Source organism: Paenibacillus sp. AGC31 (assembly GCF_057334655.1).
This window is the reverse complement of sequence record NZ_JBHFJH010000027.1, coordinates 296515-313387: the sequence shown is the minus strand read 5'-3', so window position 1 is coordinate 313387 and position 16873 is coordinate 296515. Positions and strand designations below refer to the sequence as shown.

The 16873-nt window shown below is 43.5% G+C and carries 22 protein-coding genes and 1 pseudogene; 1 reads left to right on the top strand and 22 read right to left on the bottom strand.

From position 1 onward, the window contains the following. Positions 1 to 38 precede the first annotated feature (38 nt). Both ACE04G_RS13495 and ACE04G_RS13490 read right to left on the bottom strand, forming a co-directional pair. The gene (locus ACE04G_RS13495) at positions 39 to 323 is read right to left on the bottom strand and encodes a hypothetical protein (RefSeq protein WP_339307526.1); all 285 of its coding nucleotides are present in this window, start codon (positions 321 to 323) and stop codon (positions 39 to 41) included. A 64-nt stretch (positions 324 to 387) separates the two neighbouring features. Then, positions 388 to 957 (bottom strand): DMP19 family protein, encoded by a 570-nt coding sequence (locus ACE04G_RS13490; protein WP_339307524.1) that lies wholly within the window; start codon positions 955 to 957, stop codon positions 388 to 390. A gap of 386 nt (positions 958 to 1343) precedes the next feature. Here ACE04G_RS13490 and ACE04G_RS13485 point away from each other — a divergent pair, with 386 nt between their 5' ends. Continuing rightward, the gene (locus ACE04G_RS13485; protein WP_339307522.1) at positions 1344 to 2504 is read left to right on the top strand and encodes a glycosyltransferase family 4 protein; all 1161 of its coding nucleotides are present in this window, start codon (positions 1344 to 1346) and stop codon (positions 2502 to 2504) included. Between the two features lie 254 nt (positions 2505 to 2758). Here the strand turns inward: ACE04G_RS13485 and ACE04G_RS13480 are convergent. The 20 genes and pseudogenes from ACE04G_RS13480 to ACE04G_RS13385 all read right to left on the bottom strand — a co-directional run. Then, positions 2759 to 3016 (bottom strand): annotated as a pseudogene (locus tag ACE04G_RS13480) (IS30 family transposase); the annotation flags it as partial. Positions 3017 to 3097: 81 nt separating this feature from the next. Beyond that, on the bottom strand, positions 3098 to 4120 hold the full coding sequence (locus ACE04G_RS13475; RefSeq protein ID WP_339307520.1) for a phosphotransferase enzyme family protein: 1023 nt from the start codon (positions 4118 to 4120) through the stop codon (positions 3098 to 3100). A gap of 125 nt (positions 4121 to 4245) precedes the next feature. Then, complete coding sequence (locus tag ACE04G_RS13470; protein ID WP_339307518.1) at positions 4246 to 5202, bottom strand: IS30 family transposase; 957 nt, start codon at positions 5200 to 5202, stop codon at positions 4246 to 4248. A 169-nt stretch (positions 5203 to 5371) separates the two neighbouring features. Next, entirely contained in the window at positions 5372 to 6043 is a 672-nt protein-coding gene (locus ACE04G_RS13465) for a DUF3298 and DUF4163 domain-containing protein (protein ID WP_449004169.1), read from the bottom strand. After that, positions 6030 to 6554 (bottom strand): NUDIX domain-containing protein, encoded by a 525-nt coding sequence (locus ACE04G_RS13460; protein ID WP_449004170.1) that lies wholly within the window; start codon positions 6552 to 6554, stop codon positions 6030 to 6032. Before ACE04G_RS13460 ends, ACE04G_RS13465 begins: the two co-directional genes overlap by 14 nt. Positions 6555 to 6851: 297 nt before the next feature. Then, on the bottom strand, positions 6852 to 7514 hold the full coding sequence (locus ACE04G_RS13455) for an HAD family hydrolase (RefSeq protein WP_339307512.1): 663 nt from the start codon (positions 7512 to 7514) through the stop codon (positions 6852 to 6854). Further along, on the bottom strand, positions 7501 to 7962 hold the full coding sequence (locus tag ACE04G_RS13450; protein WP_339307510.1) for a GNAT family N-acetyltransferase: 462 nt from the start codon (positions 7960 to 7962) through the stop codon (positions 7501 to 7503). Before ACE04G_RS13450 ends, ACE04G_RS13455 begins: the two co-directional genes overlap by 14 nt. Before the next feature lie 94 nt (positions 7963 to 8056). Beyond that, positions 8057 to 8227 (bottom strand): YHYH domain-containing protein, encoded by a 171-nt coding sequence (locus ACE04G_RS13445; protein WP_094030640.1) that lies wholly within the window; start codon positions 8225 to 8227, stop codon positions 8057 to 8059. Positions 8228 to 8336: 109 nt separating this feature from the next. Beyond that, the gene (locus ACE04G_RS13440; protein WP_449004171.1) at positions 8337 to 9113 is read right to left on the bottom strand and encodes a Cof-type HAD-IIB family hydrolase; all 777 of its coding nucleotides are present in this window, start codon (positions 9111 to 9113) and stop codon (positions 8337 to 8339) included. 82 nt (positions 9114 to 9195) lie between these two features. Beyond that, positions 9196 to 10758, bottom strand: coding sequence for a PH domain-containing protein (locus tag ACE04G_RS13435; RefSeq protein ID WP_449004172.1), 1563 nt, complete (start codon positions 10756 to 10758; stop codon positions 9196 to 9198). Next, complete coding sequence (locus tag ACE04G_RS13430) at positions 10755 to 11252, bottom strand: PH domain-containing protein (protein WP_221822741.1); 498 nt, start codon at positions 11250 to 11252, stop codon at positions 10755 to 10757. The genes ACE04G_RS13435 and ACE04G_RS13430 overlap by 4 nt, the downstream gene beginning before the upstream one ends. A gap of 129 nt (positions 11253 to 11381) precedes the next feature. Continuing rightward, entirely contained in the window at positions 11382 to 11942 is a 561-nt protein-coding gene (locus ACE04G_RS13425) for a GNAT family N-acetyltransferase (RefSeq protein ID WP_221822739.1), read from the bottom strand. Between the two features lie 27 nt (positions 11943 to 11969). After that, on the bottom strand, positions 11970 to 12392 hold the full coding sequence (locus ACE04G_RS13420; RefSeq protein WP_221822737.1) for a YhfM domain-containing protein: 423 nt from the start codon (positions 12390 to 12392) through the stop codon (positions 11970 to 11972). A gap of 98 nt (positions 12393 to 12490) precedes the next feature. Continuing rightward, on the bottom strand, positions 12491 to 13171 hold the full coding sequence (locus ACE04G_RS13415) for a zinc dependent phospholipase C family protein (protein ID WP_339307502.1): 681 nt from the start codon (positions 13169 to 13171) through the stop codon (positions 12491 to 12493). 138 nt (positions 13172 to 13309) lie between these two features. Then, on the bottom strand, positions 13310 to 14089 hold the full coding sequence (locus ACE04G_RS13410) for a hypothetical protein (protein WP_221822732.1): 780 nt from the start codon (positions 14087 to 14089) through the stop codon (positions 13310 to 13312). Positions 14090 to 14196: 107 nt separating this feature from the next. Then, complete coding sequence (locus ACE04G_RS13405; protein ID WP_221823555.1) at positions 14197 to 14358, bottom strand: hypothetical protein; 162 nt, start codon at positions 14356 to 14358, stop codon at positions 14197 to 14199. A gap of 171 nt (positions 14359 to 14529) precedes the next feature. Beyond that, positions 14530 to 14862, bottom strand: a complete 333-nt coding sequence (locus tag ACE04G_RS13400; RefSeq protein WP_221822730.1) for an HIT family protein — start codon at positions 14860 to 14862, stop codon at positions 14530 to 14532. Between the two features lie 39 nt (positions 14863 to 14901). Then, the gene (locus ACE04G_RS13395; protein WP_339307499.1) at positions 14902 to 15492 is read right to left on the bottom strand and encodes an HD domain-containing protein; all 591 of its coding nucleotides are present in this window, start codon (positions 15490 to 15492) and stop codon (positions 14902 to 14904) included. Positions 15493 to 15525: 33 nt separating this feature from the next. After that, on the bottom strand, positions 15526 to 16365 hold the full coding sequence (locus ACE04G_RS13390; RefSeq protein ID WP_221822725.1) for a GNAT family N-acetyltransferase: 840 nt from the start codon (positions 16363 to 16365) through the stop codon (positions 15526 to 15528). A 53-nt stretch (positions 16366 to 16418) separates the two neighbouring features. Beyond that, positions 16419 to 16871, bottom strand: coding sequence for a GNAT family N-acetyltransferase (locus ACE04G_RS13385; protein ID WP_260632879.1), 453 nt, complete (start codon positions 16869 to 16871; stop codon positions 16419 to 16421). Positions 16872 to 16873 lie beyond the last annotated feature (2 nt).

Genomic DNA, 16873 nt, shown 5'->3' with positions numbered 1-16873 from the left:
AGTGTATAAAGAAATATGTGTTACGAGATTACTATCGACTAGGGGCGCTGCTTCCGCTGCTGGAATTGTGAGCGGATAACATAATAAGCAGTTCCAAACAGGATAACTGCGCCTATGCCAACGATTATCATGGAAGAATCCCACCGAACAATAGTTCCAAAAGCAACCTTGGATTGCAGTGGGGTACCCGAAGAAGCGGTGTTTGTCAGATCAGGTACGTAATTCATGGTCATGATCATGCCTTGAACGACATTCCAAGCTGCAAAACCAACGATGAATAACAAGGTAACCAGAAAGGATTCCATCGCTAATCGTTTGTTCATGCTTGTCATTTTGCCTCCTCAAATAATGTTGTGAAGGATTTCTTTATACAAGATCTCTTCCCATTCAATTAGACAAAACGTGCTGCATCTCCTGTTTCAAACGTTCTTTATTTTTATCCACATATTGATACAGCAGGTCAAAGCTTTCTTCGTTATCCGATTGCATGCTCAAATTCGCGGCTTCCAGTTCAATCTGCTGTAATACCTCATGAATCTGTTCCCCGTGTGTTTGCAGGCTTGTCGTGATGTCATCTTCGGACAGGCCATTCACATTATCTCGTAATTGCCCGTGCGTTACGCCGCTTTCGGACAACATCTGCTCTATTTTCTTCAGGATCACGACATCTGCATCATTGCCGATCCGCTCCATCGCTGCTATTGTCTCACCGAGATACTGTCCGCTGATATTCTCAAGGAAACCGGTCATCCCGTTCATGGACAGCTCGGTATCCAGATCAATGATTAGAATGATATCTTGCAATACTTGCGGAAGTTCCGGCCCACTTTCTCGAATCGTCGAAAATTCAGCCCGATACAGGTCCATGGCAACACTCCCCACCACTTCTTCACCCGACATCTCTTCAAGCTGATCGAGTGGTAACAACTCCTGCAATTCTTCTTGTAACTTGTTCATCTTTCTCTGCCTCCTGTATCTCTCTGTCTAAATAGTTTGAACGTGTTTTTTACACTGGACCACTACGCGGTCAGAATAAACTTCCGATCGCTGTTATCCCCAGATTTTTTCAATCCCTTTATTAAAGGGTAAAATCCGGTGATAAAGGCGAACGCTCCGCTTCTTCAGTTTTTTTCTGCCCTCTCCGTTTCGTGTAAATTTCAAGTTCAACTACGCCGACACGTTATTACATCATAGCAGAATACGCTATATAAGTTGAACTTATGGAAGTTTACATGTTCGTGCAGAAGTCATTTTACAGGGAATATCGTCAAGTTAACGTGCACTTGACCTCTGGAAAATGTTCCGCTGTTATGATCTTGGCATCACGAGTCTTGGGAGGGGTAATGATGCGCCTGGCCTTGTTCACAGACACCTATCTTCCGGAAACCAATGGTGTTGCTGGCACGCTCCACCGCTTGAGTAATCATCTGAACCGCAGAAGAATTGAACATCTGCTGTTTACTCCGAACTCCGTCATTGAAGGAAGCCATGAGACTCAAGTCCGATCGGTTGCCAACATCCCTTTTTTTCTGTATCCCGAATGCCGCATTGCTCTACCCAACAGAGCAAACACACACAAACAGCTACAAGCCTTTCAGCCCGATCTGCTGCATATCGCTACGCCTATTAATATGGGGCTGCTTGGCCTGAGGTATGCACTCAAACACCATCTTCCGCATGTTGTCTCCTACCATACCCACTTTGATCGTTATCTCGAATACTACCGGTTAAAAAGTATGATTCCGCTCTACTGGAAATATATCCAATGGTTCCACCGCGCCTGTGATGCAACACTGACTCCATCGCAGGAAACATTAAACACCCTGCAAGCCCAGGGCATTCAGCGTCTGAAACTTTGGTCTCGCGGGATTGATTGCAACCTGTACTCCCCTGATAAACACAGCTCGGATATCCGTGAACGATACCACATCACCGCTCCCCTTATTCTACTCTACGTTGGACGCATTGCCCCGGAAAAAGATATCGCTACGCTCACGACTACCATGCAGCAGCTGCCCCAGGAAATGCAGTCCCGTGTACACTGGATTATCGTTGGCGACGGCCCATCTCTCCCCAAAATGCGTCTGCAATCCCCATCCAATGTCACCTTTACAGGATATATGCATGGCGAAGAACTTGCTGTTATGTATGCTTCGGCAGATCTGTTTGTGTTTCCTTCCTCTACGGAGACATTTGGCAATGTGGTACTGGAAGCGATGGCTTCAGGACTCCCTGTGGTGGCGGCCAATGCCGGAGGTGTAAAGGATCTGATATCCCACCACCGTAACGGTGTTTTATTCGAGCCAGGTCAGGCTGATGCACTGATTCGGGAGATATGTCTCTGGGGAAATCACGTGAACCAATTGAGGATAATGGGACTGAAAGGCAGAAAGCTGGCTGAGCAGCGGTCGTGGGAGCATATTTTTGATACACTAATCGGGGATTATGAGGAGGCTATAGAACATCGGAACAGACGAACGAAAGATCGAATTATTACAGCGTAGTCGGACGAAATCAGCTTCTTCCAACAACCCATAATAACCGCCTCTGCCCTCTGTTAAGTTAAACTGGTTCGCCCCGTTCAGGCCGACCGTAGCAGCATGTGCACGCTACTACAGTCGGCCTGAAACATGTTTCCAATACACTTCATAACAAAACCTACATCTTGGAATGGGTTGAGCTGTTACACGGTATGTAGACACATAGAGCCTCATTTATTGGAATTATTTAAAATATTTCGATTGTATATGACAGATTGTCAAACCAAGTGCGACAGTTCCTCTGTGAAAGATTCGTGAGCGGTTCTCCAACCCAAGCATTTTCGTGGTCTGTGGTTTATTAGATCTAGTGAACTGGCAAGATCTTCATCCTCGACTTGAGCGAGATCGGTGCCTTTCGGGAAAAACTCTCGAAGCAATCCATTCGCATTCTCATTGGAACCGCGTTGCCAAGACGAATATGGATCAGCAAAATAAACGTGCAGGTCATGGCTTGTTTCCAGATTGGCATAGCATGTTATGAACAAACACTCTAAAAAGCGACCTATTGTAAATCATCACCATAAGATATCATTATTTTAGCCCGGTATCGGTTAGTATTAATCCACATTTACAGGCTTGATCACTTCGAATAAAAATGGATTACCATTTAAATATTCTCTTATGTATGCTTGGGCATACTTTTGTTCATCGATTAAACTGGTTGTTTCTCTTGGATCAGAGGCGTGATGGCAGCAGTTCTCGATCATGAACATGACAAAAAAACATTCCAGATCCCGAATATAGTCGGTTTCCAACTTCCTAATACTCTCATAACCTTGGATAAGCATCCATCGATGCTTTGGCCAAAGCTCCAATATGGTGCCTGCCATATCGTAGAGATAATATCCGTACCCACATCTTCCAAAATCAATCGGATAGGGTTGATTATCCTCAAAAACCATATTACCGGTATGTAAATCAGCATGAATGAGCCCATAGTTATGTTCACTTGGATGCATCGTGGTAAGTTGGGATACAACCTTCTCAGCTGCATCTTGATACAGCTTCCATCCCTCTTCGGATAAAAAACGCTCATAGTAACGTTCCAACTTAGCCATTTCACGTTTAAAACTTTCTACTCCCCAAGTAGGTCTTACAAAATCAGAAGGTGGATTGAAATCCTTTGCTGCTTCATGGAGCCTGCTCATCAATACACCTATATTATATGCTTGACTATCTGTAAATTCACCTACAACTTTTTCACCCTCTATCCATCGCATCATCGTTATATAAGGGCGCCTATATCCTGTCTCTGTTTCGATGTCCAATACATAAATACTATCACAATTTGCCATCCCTTCTGGTACTTTTAGATCTTTCGATTTGTTCAGTGCTTGTAACAGTAGGAGTTCCGAACGAATTTCCTCTCTGCTTAATCGGTCCGAATGAATGCGAAGTAAATAATTGTTATCTGTACTGGTTTCAATTTTATACGTGATCGTATCGCCGGATAGTTGAATAAACTGGATGTTATCCCATTCTACGTCATACTTTCGAATTGCAGATAAAGCGACTTTCCTTGCTCTGATTAATAACGCCCGCCGTTCTTCATCAGTATCAAATCTAAAAAAATCATTCATTTGTTATCCCCCTGCAATTTTTATGAAGTAAATTAACTACTTCTCTTATATGTTATTATAACGATAGTAAAAGCTTGGAAATATGTAATAAACAATTTAATTTAAACTATACTTACGACAGATTATCAAACCAAGTGCGACAGTTCCTCTGTGAAAGATTCGTGAGCGGTTCTCCAACCCAAGCATTTTCGTGGTCTGTGGTTTATTAGATCTAGTGAACTGGCAAGATCTTCATCCTCGACTTGAGCGAGATCGGCGCCTTTCGGGAAAAACTCTCGAAGCAATCCATTCGCATTCTCATTGGAACCGCGTTGCCAAGACGAATATGGATCAGCAAAATAAACGTGCAGGTCATGGCTTGTTTCCAGATTGGCATAGCATGCAAACTCCTTTCCCCGATCAGCCGTGGCTGTGAGGAAAGTGCCTGTGGGATACTGTGAGATGGCTACACCAAGCGCAATTTCCATAGACAGAGCAGTGCGATCAGGCATGAGAATGGCGGTATATAGACGGGTTTTGCGTTCAATGAGCGTGGCTATGCATCCTTTACTTTTCCCACGACTAGATACGACGGTATCCAGTTCCCAGTTCCCAAACGTTTCACGAGAACGAACCTCTTGGGGACGATCCGAAATGGATCTGCCAATGGCAAATTTACCGCGAGTTTCTGCGGGTTTCTGACGCTTTCCTTTGTGCCGAAGAACCTGTAACGTGCCTTGAACCAGTCGACCTGCGTAGATCCAGCGATAGATCGTTTTGAAGGATACTGCTGGCAAGCCTTCGGTACGGAAGCGTTGATTGATCTGTTTCGGAGACCACGTTGCCTTCAGTTTTTCCTCCAGTGAAGCAGCTAAGGTGCTTGACCATTTACCTGAAGAAACAGAGGATTGACGACGCTTCTCATAAGCGTTCTGAGCGTGTTCTGCCTGATAGGGATACGATGAATTAGCACGATCTAGTTCGCGGCAAATCGTGGACGAATGTCTCCCCAGTTCTTTTGCAATAGCTCTTGAGCTTTTGCCTTGTCTGTGGAGGATTTCTAGCTTGCTGCGTTCGATTATGCTAAGATGTGAATAACTCATGGACTGATTCTCCTTGTGTGAATGCTGGTGTGGTAACTTTCATTCTACACGAATCAGGCTGTGAGCCATTTTTTTATTTCAGTAGGGTGTCGCACTTCATATTACAATCCGTCATATAGAAAAAAGACATGACTCCTTAAACTGATTCATGCATTTTATTGCATACGATCTATTGGTTGAATTTACTGTACGGGACTTTGATATCTACAAACCCTTTAGCGTAAGGGGCAACCTCATAAGGGTGGAATCGGATGACAATTCCTTTATCATATAAAAAGAATTCAGATGTTTGATCAAGCTGAAAATCATAAATATTTTCTTCAAAAATAGAAACTCCTGCATTATACATGGCTAATAGACTGTTGGAGATTGATTTCTCTACCTTCTCCATCTGAGTATCGTCTTTAACATACTCGCTTAGCTTCAGTTCTTTCCCCGTTCTTAAATCATAGTTATATGTTTTTGTTGCATCCATTCCATGTGCTCCGCCAGTGTACACATGATCTTCATATACCACAGATAACTTTTCTTTTGCATTGTATTTTACACTGGCCATGGTAATGTAGAAATAATTTTTGTTTGATTTCTTTTCTTCCTTGTCCAGGCGAGCTGCTTTCACTGCGTGGAGTTTAAATGTCTTGTTCATCTTATCGGTCACAGATTTATTACCACCTGTTAGATGTATGTATGGCTGTCCTTTGTAATACTGGACCTTCGTTTTTACTGTAATTGTGCTGCCTGCCTCTACATGACTACTCGGAAGAATGATAGCAATCAGTACAGTGATCAACAGGTAATTGATCCATCTCAATTTTTTTCTTTCAGTTCTATATTTCAACATTATTGATAACCCCCTTTGGCTCAAATGATATCGTTTCCTGCATTCTGTTCCAAATTACCTGTGGAGTGCCCTTTAAATCTGTTCCGCTCTGAACGTTGCCAATCCAGATGTCTTCTGCTCCCGGTTGTTGTAAATAGTGCCGGAGCGTTGCTTTGACCAGAATAGACGCATGCAAATCCAGCACCTCATCCAGCGGTATCCAGAACAACTCCCCTTCATCCGAGGGTACAAACCGTCGATGACTCGTCTCTCCGAAATATACAAACTGCTGCCAAATCTCACCACCGTTAACCTCTAACAGAATATATCGAAGCCGAAAGTGTTCGACATCCGCTTGCTTGAATCCGGTCTCTTCTTCAATCTCCCGATAGCTGGCGGTCATGGGCGTGTTCAGTTCCCCTTGTTCCAAATGTCCGCCAATGCCACCCCAGAATTCAAAATCAAACAATCTGCTACCCGCCTTCTTCATCATCAGCATGTCTGAGCCATTGCTCAAAAATGCTGTAGCCATCTGTCTAATCTCCATATGTACCTCGCTTTCCAAACTGTAATTATAGGAATCTACTTGTCTATATAAACTGAACTAAAGAATATTTACACTAGACACTCCGATGACAGAACAACCTTCCGATCACTGTTATCCCCAGATTTTTTTGATTCCTTTCCTAAAGGGTAAATCCGGGGATAAAGGCGAGGTTTATGCTTCCGAAGTAGCTTTCTTTCAGAAAGCTTTTAGCTCCGCTTCTTTAGGTTATTTCTGTCCTCTACGTTTTGTGTAAATGTTATATTCAATTTATATAACCGCCTTCTACAGCAATTTCTTCAGCTTACTTAGATGCTCAATCGTATGTAAAGGACCAGTCGTAATGGTGTCCTGCCATGGCTGGTTAACCTTCATCCAGATCGTACTCATGCCAACGCTTGCCGCTCCTTGAATATCGTTCACCGGATGATCGCCAATGTAGATGCATTGCTCTGGGCTTAGACCGAAATGATCGAGCGCAAGCTGAAATATGCGTGGATCGGGCTTTTTGACTCCTGCCTCTTCTGAAACAATAATATGGTCGTAATCCTCCCGGATACCGAGTTGATCGATTTTTCCATACTGAATATCGGTCTGCCCATTGGTAATTAACCCGGTTTGGTATTTCCCCCGCAGATGCTGAACGACTTCTCGCGCTTGTTCCATCAGAACTGAACTTCGCACATACTCTCTGCCATAAAACTCCATCAGTTCTGCATGTGGCGGATGTTCTGCCCAAGGCAGTTCATTCAACAACTCGTTGAACAGAAGGGGTTTGTCCTTATAACCATCCTGGTCGAGTTCAATAATTCGTTTACTTATCTCTTCGGTTGACTCCAAGTGACCAAAATAGGTCTTGATTAAACGCTGCGTGAAGCCGCCAAAGGTCATCGTTCTGTTCAGAATTGTATTATCCAAATCAAAAATAACCGCTTTAATATGATCCATCTTCCTTCTCCCCCAATTCCAGTACATGCGTTATCTTCTCCATACTCGTCACTTCTCTAAATCCCAAGTCGCGATAAAAAGATCCAGCAACCGGTTGATCCGTGTACAGAACCAGTCGAGCGTAATGATTCTCCGCTTTCTGAATAACCGCATCCATCAGCCTGCGCCCAACCCCATGTCTTCGAAATTCTCTCATCACATAAAGCCTGCGAATTCTTCCGGTATCAGTCATTTCAGTATAAGGATCTCTGTTCAAACCGCAGATCCCAACAACCTTATCGTGCATTCTGCATTCAAAAAGCGCTTCATCTTCTTGCTCAAATGTATTAATTCCTGTCTCATATTCATGGATTAATCGCTTGATATGTCTGAACCCCTCATTGGAGCTTTCGGCCAGCATCGCCACTAACTCTTCACGATTCCATACCGATATCTCCTGTATCCGCATGGTGTAACCGCCTCCATCATTTTAAATCAATGGTACACATGCAAACCCAACCATACATTGAACGATGGCTGGGTTTATCTTGTACAGCTCATTCTCATTTTTTCTTTTTGTGATAGTGATAACCCGTGCACAGACCCTTTTGTTTGGATTTGGCTGAACAATTATGTCCACCATTCTTATCCAGTCTGCCTGGATGAGCATAAGCGGAAGAGGATACACCTACAAGTACGACAAGAGACAGGATTACGATAACAACCTTTTTCATAAGTCACCCTTCGATCAACACCCTATGCTTTAGGGCTTAATACGTGCTATATCATTCTACATTATAATCCACAATTTGGATATCCTTCATCTTTTTAGCCGATCCATTCTCATAAAATCTTAAATTGCTTTAATGCACGGGTGACTCCATCTTCACTTGCCCGCAGGGTGACATAATCGGCGCTTTGTTTAATTCGTTCTCCGCCATTTCCCATCGCAATTCCGATTCCCGCATACACTAATAGATCCACGTCATTCTCCCCATCGCCAAAGGCCATTGTTTCCTCTCTGGATATCTTCAGGTAGTCGAGAACTTTCTCTGCGGCTATAGATTTGCTGACTTCGCTCGCTTCCAGCACATTCACTACATACGGATGGAATCTCACGAATCGTAAGGAAGGAAATCTGGATTGGAATTTCTCCGTCTCCGCTTCATCTGCATATAAACAGATGCAATATACGTCCTGTTCCAACGTGCTAATTTTCTGCGGGGAATCCATGAGTCCAAGTGTATCTCTTAACGCCTCAGTAACACGACCATCTACTGTACACAACCCGTTTGTCTCAAATGACTCTGTAAAATATGAAATACTGTGCCCCTGCAACTCGGCAAACTCACTGAATGCTCTAACCATCTGTGCTGAAAGTACAGACTTATGTATCACTTCATTACCTGCTTTGATCAATGCTCCATTAGCCGAAATGATCGTATCGATTCCGAGATTTCTGAATTCTTCGCATAAATTATAGGGCCTGCCTGTGACGAGTACCACTCGAACGCCTTTACGAATCAATTCCCGGATCGACTCAGCTGTACGCGGTGATAAACTCCGATCTATTTCGCTCAGCAATGTACCGTCCACATCAAAGAACACAGCTTTAATCAAATTGTTCTTCCTCCTCTGTCTTCAATTAAAAAGAGCAAGCACAGAATAACCTTGTGTGGTCTTCCTGCACTTGCTCTTACGTTTAACGGGTCTGAACATCTTGGGTGCGTCCCATGTACCATGATTGAAATGACTCCGCCGTATCCAGGGGGATGTCATGTGCACGATGATGCAGAACAGGTTTGGCCCGGTTTATCGTATGAATGGACGCCACACCGAACCAACGCTGTAACACATTACGGGTGATCTGCACTTCGATGACTTTCTCACGTTTGGAGATGAAGAGTGTTGAAGTGAGCGCTCCGGTTCGAAGTTGAATGAAATTCTGGTGCAGAATGTATCGGGTATGGAAAAAGTCCATCACTCTGCATGTTGCAATCCACACGAGCAGAATCGCGGAAATCATCCACCAGGCATGTTTCTGCCCAAACACCACTGGTTTGAAGTACCACAGTAAACCCGTGATAATGATCCATCCCCAACTTGGTTTGAGCAGGCGCAACCATAATGATATTTTCGGAAGTTTTTCCATCTCCTGTGTGACCCGATAGGATGGTAGAATCTCCTTTATCAGGATATAGGCTTGCTTCACAGGCAAGAAAGGATAAAGCGAATTCACCTCCTGCTCGGATTCCCCCAGACTACCCGCAGTCGTCAGTTCTACTTCCGCCAGTCCAAGCAGCCTTTTCATCGGAGACTGTGTAATTTTCACGGCCTGTACTCGTTCTTTCAGGATTGAAAATGACGTTTGCTCCATCATGCCCTTCGAGATATAGATCCGCTTGGCATCCGAGGTGATCTGGAAATTCCCATATTTTACGAAGGTTCTGACTATGCCCAGAGCAATAGATATAATCAATAAAACTAAAATCATCAAACCGGCAATCCACCAGGAATCAAGCCAGGTTAATAACAAACTTTCCGTTACTTCTTCATCAGGGAAGAAGTCCTTCACCCAGGAATAAAGCGTAGCCAAGACCGGAATCAGTACGAGAAAACTAAGCGAGGTAAAGGATGCTTTGAATATGTCCTTGCGGGTGGAGTGATAATGAACAATCCGTTCCTGTTTTTCTTTTGCAGGTAGAGACATCGCTTCAACAGTTATAAAAGGTTCGGATTGCGCCTCTCTCTCTTCCATAACCTGAACTGCATCCAACGTATCATGTTCCTCTGCTGCCCCTGCTGTTTCTGCTTCTTCAGCCATATGACCTGCTACAATTTTCTCCAGCTGTTCCGCTTCGGAAAGTGAAACAACGTGTAACTGAAAGGTAGCATCTTCTCCCTTAATTCCGGTCTCGAATCGAATCGACGTCACGCTGAACAACCGATGAAACAGCGTTGTATGACGATTCACATTCTGGACCTTCGTATAAGGTATCGTTCTTCGGGTACGGTTAAACACACCACTGTAGATGTGAAAAGCCTTAACGTCTGCTGTATAACGAGAAGTAAACCACTTCCAGATGATCGACACAATGCCGATGGAAATCCCCGCATAAAAGGCGATCCTTCCATAGAAAAGCCATGGGGACTCTGATCCCTGACGGAAAACAAACAAAAACAGGACGATGGCGAACGAATTCTTCACCAGTTTCCACAGACTCCACAGCATGGTTAATGGATGATGTCGCTTCAGATCGATCATTCATCCACCTCATTAATCCGCGCATAGGATGCAATCTGATGACGGAGTGCAAGCGCGACTTCCTCTGGCAATGCCGGGATTTCATGCGATGAACCCATCGTGCCAACCGATACGGAATAGAGTCCATATTTTCGCATCAAAGGTCCCTGATTTGTTGTAACCGATTGCACTTTTGCCATGGGGATGATCTGATGTACCTTGGTTAGCGCCCCACGCTTCAGTTGCAGGAACTCCTCATTCACATCATAGTACCAATGCTTGTATAACCATGTCGGCTGGATCAAAATATCCCACACCGCGTAGAGCACAGATATGGCTGTAACGCCCCACAAGATCCAACCAATCCACGTCTTCCATCCATAGATGGAGTCGAGTATTAACAGTACGGCAAGGATCAGAAAGCCTATTACATTCCATATGATGGCGCTAATTCTCCACAAGTTTACCGCATAAGGGGAAAGCCTCTGCTCGGGTATATTCCACTGTATTGACATATGTTCACTCCTTTTCCTCGGGTACATAAAAACACACATGATACACTGTACGAATAATCGTCCACGATCGATGCAAAAAAATAAAGAGATGACCCCTATACAATACAGGTCGTCATCTCTTTTGTTCATTCATTTTACTATAAAATCCTGTACTTCACACAGCCATACCATATGGTCAGTTCCTTCGCCCCAGTAGTTCTTCGCCACCACATAGGGTTCACCGAATTTGCGTTGCCACTTTTTCTGTGCGATCTGGTAACCGCTATCCAGGCAGAATTGCTCAATTCCCAGCCGCTGCAGTTCAGTAACCAGGGCGAGAATCAGCGCCGAACCAACCCCCTGTCCTTGAACCTCGGGCAACACATACAGGCTACCCAGTTCTCCGATACCGTTTAGCCGACCCTCTGTACATTCTCGAATCTCCTTACCACACGGTCCATACGAGATTGTGCCTACAATAACATCTCCCATTTTGGCGACGAGGAAAAATACACTTGGTTCTATGTTGTCCTTTGCTTGCAATGCCTTGTGAATCATCGCTTTTTTCTGTGCTATTTCATCCTGAATATCATCCAGAAGCGAGCCAATCCCCTCCTTATCAAATGCTGAGGGAATGGTTGTCTCGAACACCTGATACACTCCATCTGCATCCGATCGCGTCAAAGGTTCAATGGTAATTTTGTCATCCACAGGTTCTTCTCCGTTCCATTTACCTTCTTAATCTGTACGTCGCTGAATCAGTCTTCTTATTTGATTCGAATCCTCAAGAGGAATGCTATATCCAGTGTGCGTGTCTTCATGGTTTACTAACACGCCTTGCATCTTGGGATCCATTCCTAATGAAAAATCATACCGTGTTATCGAGCCATCCACATTGGTTATGCTCAGGTCGTACTGTGTACCATAATCGAGAATGCCGGGCATACGCTCAGCCTTATGTATGGCCTCCATCATGATCCGTATCTCGTCAGATCGATCAAACTTAACATCTTGGCATGGTTCCAAAGTGAGGTTTGGATTACAGGTTAAGGTGATCAGCACAGGAAGCCCCTCTTCCGCGTTCGATTCATTCGGTTTACTGCACCCTGCAATGAATGCGGCAATGACACATACGAGCAACACTCCTACATATTTCACCATACTGCACGCCTCCCTGACTTAGTATTAAATAAACTAGTAATGAGTAGAGAAGTAATAAATACAGTATATAATGACTCAACTGCACTAACTATTTATATTCATATCAAGTTACGTAACTCCGGGTCCCATGAAGACAACAAAGCGATCAGTCGCTCTAAGGTCTCTTCCACAAATACCTGAACTCTCTCACCCGTGATGAACTCAGGAGTAATTCCCGGTTCTTCCCCATTAAGAAAAGAAAACGTGTGGTCCCGCCAGCGTACAATCTCATCAGCAGTTAAACGATCCGTCATGTCATAACCCGGTGAACTGTTGAGCACCTGCCATACCTCTTCGCTCCAACTTGAACCTTGATAGAGATTAAAATCGATCTGGTCCGTCTCCTGGTAATATAAACGCGCTAGTTCATCCTTCGATCTGCTACTGCCTGTATGTTGGTCTACCTTGTTGACCCGTTCGACGAATTCGGGATGCACACTACGGAACCAGTAATAGTCTGTTAGCACATGCATAAAGTATCCTCGCACAAACCACTTCCATCCTTCATCGGTAAGTTGGTGCATATAGAATGAGTAAAGATCCTTCAATTCACCAACGTAATCTCCATCATCTTTCGGGTTGAAATGGGTGTACTCCTTATCATCTCTGGTTGTACCTTCACGCATATGTATGGAATCCGGGGCGATATTCCCCAGATAGAATGAACCTCGATCAGTCTGCATTTGCAGCGAGTCTGCAATCAGATTAGCAATATTGAGATGAACCATAGGTAACGGCATAGAGTTAATCTCCTTTTATCGGGAAGTATTCTACTATACTTAGTAAAAAGAAACGATATAACCTACTGGTGCAACGTACAGATCACTGGAATAGTGAGACTTCGCTAGGTTCCATCCTTTTTCACCGTAGATGCGTGATTATCCCTGAACTCTCTCCACTTGCATGCGGTCAAACAGCTGCTCCAGATCCGTATGGTACTCCGGGTGCTCCTTCACAAGCAGACTAATATATTCCGACCCACATTCATAGAACATCAAGCGGTTAAACGGAGCTGTATCTCCAAAATGATTGCTTTCCTGCCCAAATTTTGCCCGAATCAGATTCTCAATATAACGAGCGTAACCCTCGTTCCACTCCAACCAGCTCCAGTACTCGGCTTGTTCTTCATTTAATGAAGTGAACAACGCCTTTCTGGCTGTGTGTACTTGTATCAGGTCTTTACTCTTCAAAGCAGACAACAATGAGTTAATCCGTTCCACAACGACTTCATTTTCATAGGGAAACTCATAATCCAGTTCCCATGTCACACGCTTCAGTTGGTCCATTTTATGCTTAATCTGAAGACGGTTGACGATCCGTTCATCATATTTCTCATATACATAACAATGAACATATTCATGGAATAGATAGACTTTCTGCTCCAGATCTTTGAACGCTGCATCCGTTACAATCGCACACATTCGTCCGTTCATATGATGCACCGGCATTGCCGCAAGGCACTCATCTGGAATATATAAATCGTCCGGTACCGTCTTCACCCACTCATATTGCTGCGTTTTGGACGAATAATCATAGATATATAATAAAGCTTCATAGGCTACAACTACTGGATAATGTTCTGCAAACAAAGGATGTAGACTAACCAAGTCTTTCTGAAGCTCGTTTAACTCGTTAATTTGCTCTAAAAAAGCATCCATATCATTAACCTCTCTTTACTGGATTGATGCGTTAATCATACTAGAATAGAAAAGATAAAACACTGAGAGAAAAATGATAATTCTGTTCGAGTATGAGATGCTGAACGTTAGAAATGCTCTCCGCGTTTCTCATACAGGTAGATATCCAGTGCCTGAATCCCACGTCGGGCTAGCTTAATAAACAGGATCAGCGCATACACGCCCAGTCCATATAACAACACATTAATCAACATTGCGAATATTGTAATGATAGAACCAAACATCATCATTATTCCTCCTAATTAGTCTATTAAATTATCACTCCCTATTCTAGCATATTTTTCCTCAGTTAACTTTTCTGGTAGATGTAAGGGCATTTAGAGTACTTATAATTAAAAATAAAAAAAACCTTCCATACCCGTGTGAGAAGGTGGGAGATTTATAATCCGGTATACAGTTTCCTAAGTTCGTTCACCACTGACTATATGCCAATGTTGATGCTTCGAGTCTTGATAGTTGCCCAAGTTAGTTATAATCTTCGACGAGCCTGTCTGGTTCACCATGTCAGCAGCAATCTTTTTAATGACACGCATCATTTCCAATAAAAGTTCATCATTATTCTCTGCTTCTTGGGAAATGAATGACCGGATATGAATCTTGGGAATTACCACGATATGGTGTTCGTAGTATGGTCGGGTATGGTGATAGGCTAATACTTGATCTGTTTCCCAAACAATATTTACTTTTGTTTTACCACTGAGCACTTCATCACAATAAAAATCCTCTGTCATCATGCTCCTCCTTCTTCAAAGTACATACGATTAAACGTATCCTTATGATTTGGTCAAGATTCCCTGGTCCACAGATTTCTGAATAAGCTGCTCCGCATACTCCCACAATGTTTCGGAACCGTTTGCAATCTCACGGTTTCTGTTTAACACCTGATCACTTGTAATGTTATATTTCTGCCACGTATCTCCCTCATTCTGATGATTGTGGATCAGAGGCTGCAACCGATCAAGAGATGAGGCAAATTGTGCTTCAGGAGTCTGCTTTGCTTCAAACTCTAACCATAATTGGAGTAGTTCTTCAGCCTGTTCCTTAGGCAACATACCAAACAGCCGATGAGCCGCCTGGAGTTCACGATCGTATTTATCCGTGTGTCCCACCGTATCGTAAGCGAATGTATCTCCGGCATCAATCTCGACCAGATCATGAACGAGAAGCATCTTAATGACTTTGAGGATATCCACATCCTTGTTGGCATGACTCTGCAAAACCAAAGCCATCATCGCCAGATGCCAGGAATGCTCCGCATCATTTTCAAGTCTCTCACCATGCATAATTCTCGTCTTTCGTTCAATCGTTTTGAGTTTATCAATCTCAATGAGAAAGTGAATCTGATCCTGTAATGAGTCGCTCATAGCACATCCTCCTTCATTTTTCCGATTCACAATCTATATAGAGAGGTCATACCAGTAGACTTTATAGTTAAAATCGAGTGACATCCCCATGCCTTGTGCCAGATGAATTGAGCCTGCATTGTCCGGTGAACAATCCCAATACGGATGTATGCCTACACGACCGCATTCTTCCACAAAAGCTTTTGCCACCTTCGCACCATAATTCCTTCTTCTGTAGACTTCAACCGTTTCAATATCAACTGCATGTGTCTGATCTGCGATAAATGCCGAAAGGCAAACACACGCGATATCATCGTTATGCACTGCAATATAGCCAAATCCATGTTGTAAAAAATCATCTATTGTCGTCCAGAAGTAAGAGATTTTATCCTTCAGGAATTGAGAATTGTTATATCTTTTCTCTCCTAATAGTACTTCATCTATCCTGAGAATTCTGACTTCCTCGTCCTGTGAAGCACATATGTCGAGAGGTACTTGATGACTTATCGAATCTGGATTCAATTTGAATACATGTTGAATATCACTGGAAATCTCTCTTTTCCCGGAGATGTGCCGAAGAACATCTTCCCAGGCTTCGTCCACCACACCAATTTCAACAGCATGCATATGTAAGTCCAATAACTCAGGTTCAATACGTTCCCGCATGTACTCTTTCAATTCATTCAGAAAGGGCTCACTTCGAGAGTCGCCGATCAACTGAAAACCGGACTGTCCATGTATCCAAATTAGTGCTGCTGTGATATTCTCTGCATCATCTACATAGATCCGTCCCGGGTTCAAGCCAGACGCCACCGCCTTGACTTCAATATTCTGACACGAGTCCGTGAGATGTTTTACTTTATGGAATTCATGTTTATTAATCTCGGTAATCATAGATTCATTCCTCCCGAATTCAAGACAACGCCCTAAAGCGTGTGTAACCTCTATTAAATCTTATATTCATAGATTCTCGTCTCTTCATCATCAAGCAGATATCCTTTGCCGATATAGGCCCAGTTATTTTTTTCATAATAATCGGTCAGATCAGTACACAAATACAGCTTGTCATACCCTTTTGCTTTCACCTCATTCAATGCATGGGTCTGGAGTTGTCCACCCAGATTCTGGCCCCGATATTCTGGATCAACATGAAGACACGCAAACCAGGGAAAAAGATCCTGCCTGCTATTCAGATCACTTCGCAACAAAGCGCACCCACCGATAATTCGGTCTCCGTCCAACATCACATAAAATCTTGGTACATCACTCTCTGTATCCACAGAACGCTCTATACAATCCCGATAGAAATGGAAGCTTGATTCCGAGCCCCATTGTTTCCAGAAATACTGTACTGCTTCTTGCAGCACGTCCGGCTTCTGCCGAATATCAATAATTTGCAAAA

Coding starts and splice junctions, on each gene's coding strand:
- ACE04G_RS13495 (WP_339307526.1), bottom strand. CDS start 323: ATGAACAAACGATTAGCGATGGAATCCTTTCTGGTTACCTTGTTATTC.
- ACE04G_RS13460 (WP_449004170.1), bottom strand. CDS start 6,554: ATGGCTACAGCATTTTTGAGCAATGGCTCAGACATGCTGATGATGAAG.
- ACE04G_RS13405 (WP_221823555.1), bottom strand. CDS start 14,358: ATGATGATGTTTGGTTCTATCATTACAATATTCGCAATGTTGATTAAT.
- ACE04G_RS13485 (WP_339307522.1), top strand. CDS start 1,344: ATGATGCGCCTGGCCTTGTTCACAGACACCTATCTTCCGGAAACCAAT.
- ACE04G_RS13470 (WP_339307518.1), bottom strand. CDS start 5,202: ATGAGTTATTCACATCTTAGCATAATCGAACGCAGCAAGCTAGAAATC.
- ACE04G_RS13475 (WP_339307520.1), bottom strand. CDS start 4,120: ATGAATGATTTTTTTAGATTTGATACTGATGAAGAACGGCGGGCGTTA.
- ACE04G_RS13415 (WP_339307502.1), bottom strand. CDS start 13,171: ATGCCGTTACCTATGGTTCATCTCAATATTGCTAATCTGATTGCAGAC.
- ACE04G_RS13455 (WP_339307512.1), bottom strand. CDS start 7,514: ATGGATCATATTAAAGCGGTTATTTTTGATTTGGATAATACAATTCTG.
- ACE04G_RS13395 (WP_339307499.1), bottom strand. CDS start 15,492: ATGAGCGACTCATTACAGGATCAGATTCACTTTCTCATTGAGATTGAT.
- ACE04G_RS13490 (WP_339307524.1), bottom strand. CDS start 957: ATGAACAAGTTACAAGAAGAATTGCAGGAGTTGTTACCACTCGATCAG.
- ACE04G_RS13435 (WP_449004172.1), bottom strand. CDS start 10,758: ATGATCGATCTGAAGCGACATCATCCATTAACCATGCTGTGGAGTCTG.
- ACE04G_RS13450 (WP_339307510.1), bottom strand. CDS start 7,962: ATGCGGATACAGGAGATATCGGTATGGAATCGTGAAGAGTTAGTGGCG.
- ACE04G_RS13410 (WP_221822732.1), bottom strand. CDS start 14,089: ATGGATGCTTTTTTAGAGCAAATTAACGAGTTAAACGAGCTTCAGAAA.
- ACE04G_RS13400 (WP_221822730.1), bottom strand. CDS start 14,862: ATGATGACAGAGGATTTTTATTGTGATGAAGTGCTCAGTGGTAAAACA.
- ACE04G_RS13390 (WP_221822725.1), bottom strand. CDS start 16,365: ATGATTACCGAGATTAATAAACATGAATTCCATAAAGTAAAACATCTC.
- ACE04G_RS13445 (WP_094030640.1), bottom strand. CDS start 8,227: ATGAAAAAGGTTGTTATCGTAATCCTGTCTCTTGTCGTACTTGTAGGT.
- ACE04G_RS13420 (WP_221822737.1), bottom strand. CDS start 12,392: ATGGTGAAATATGTAGGAGTGTTGCTCGTATGTGTCATTGCCGCATTC.
- ACE04G_RS13430 (WP_221822741.1), bottom strand. CDS start 11,252: ATGTCAATACAGTGGAATATACCCGAGCAGAGGCTTTCCCCTTATGCG.
- ACE04G_RS13465 (WP_449004169.1), bottom strand. CDS start 6,043: ATGTTGAAATATAGAACTGAAAGAAAAAAATTGAGATGGATCAATTAC.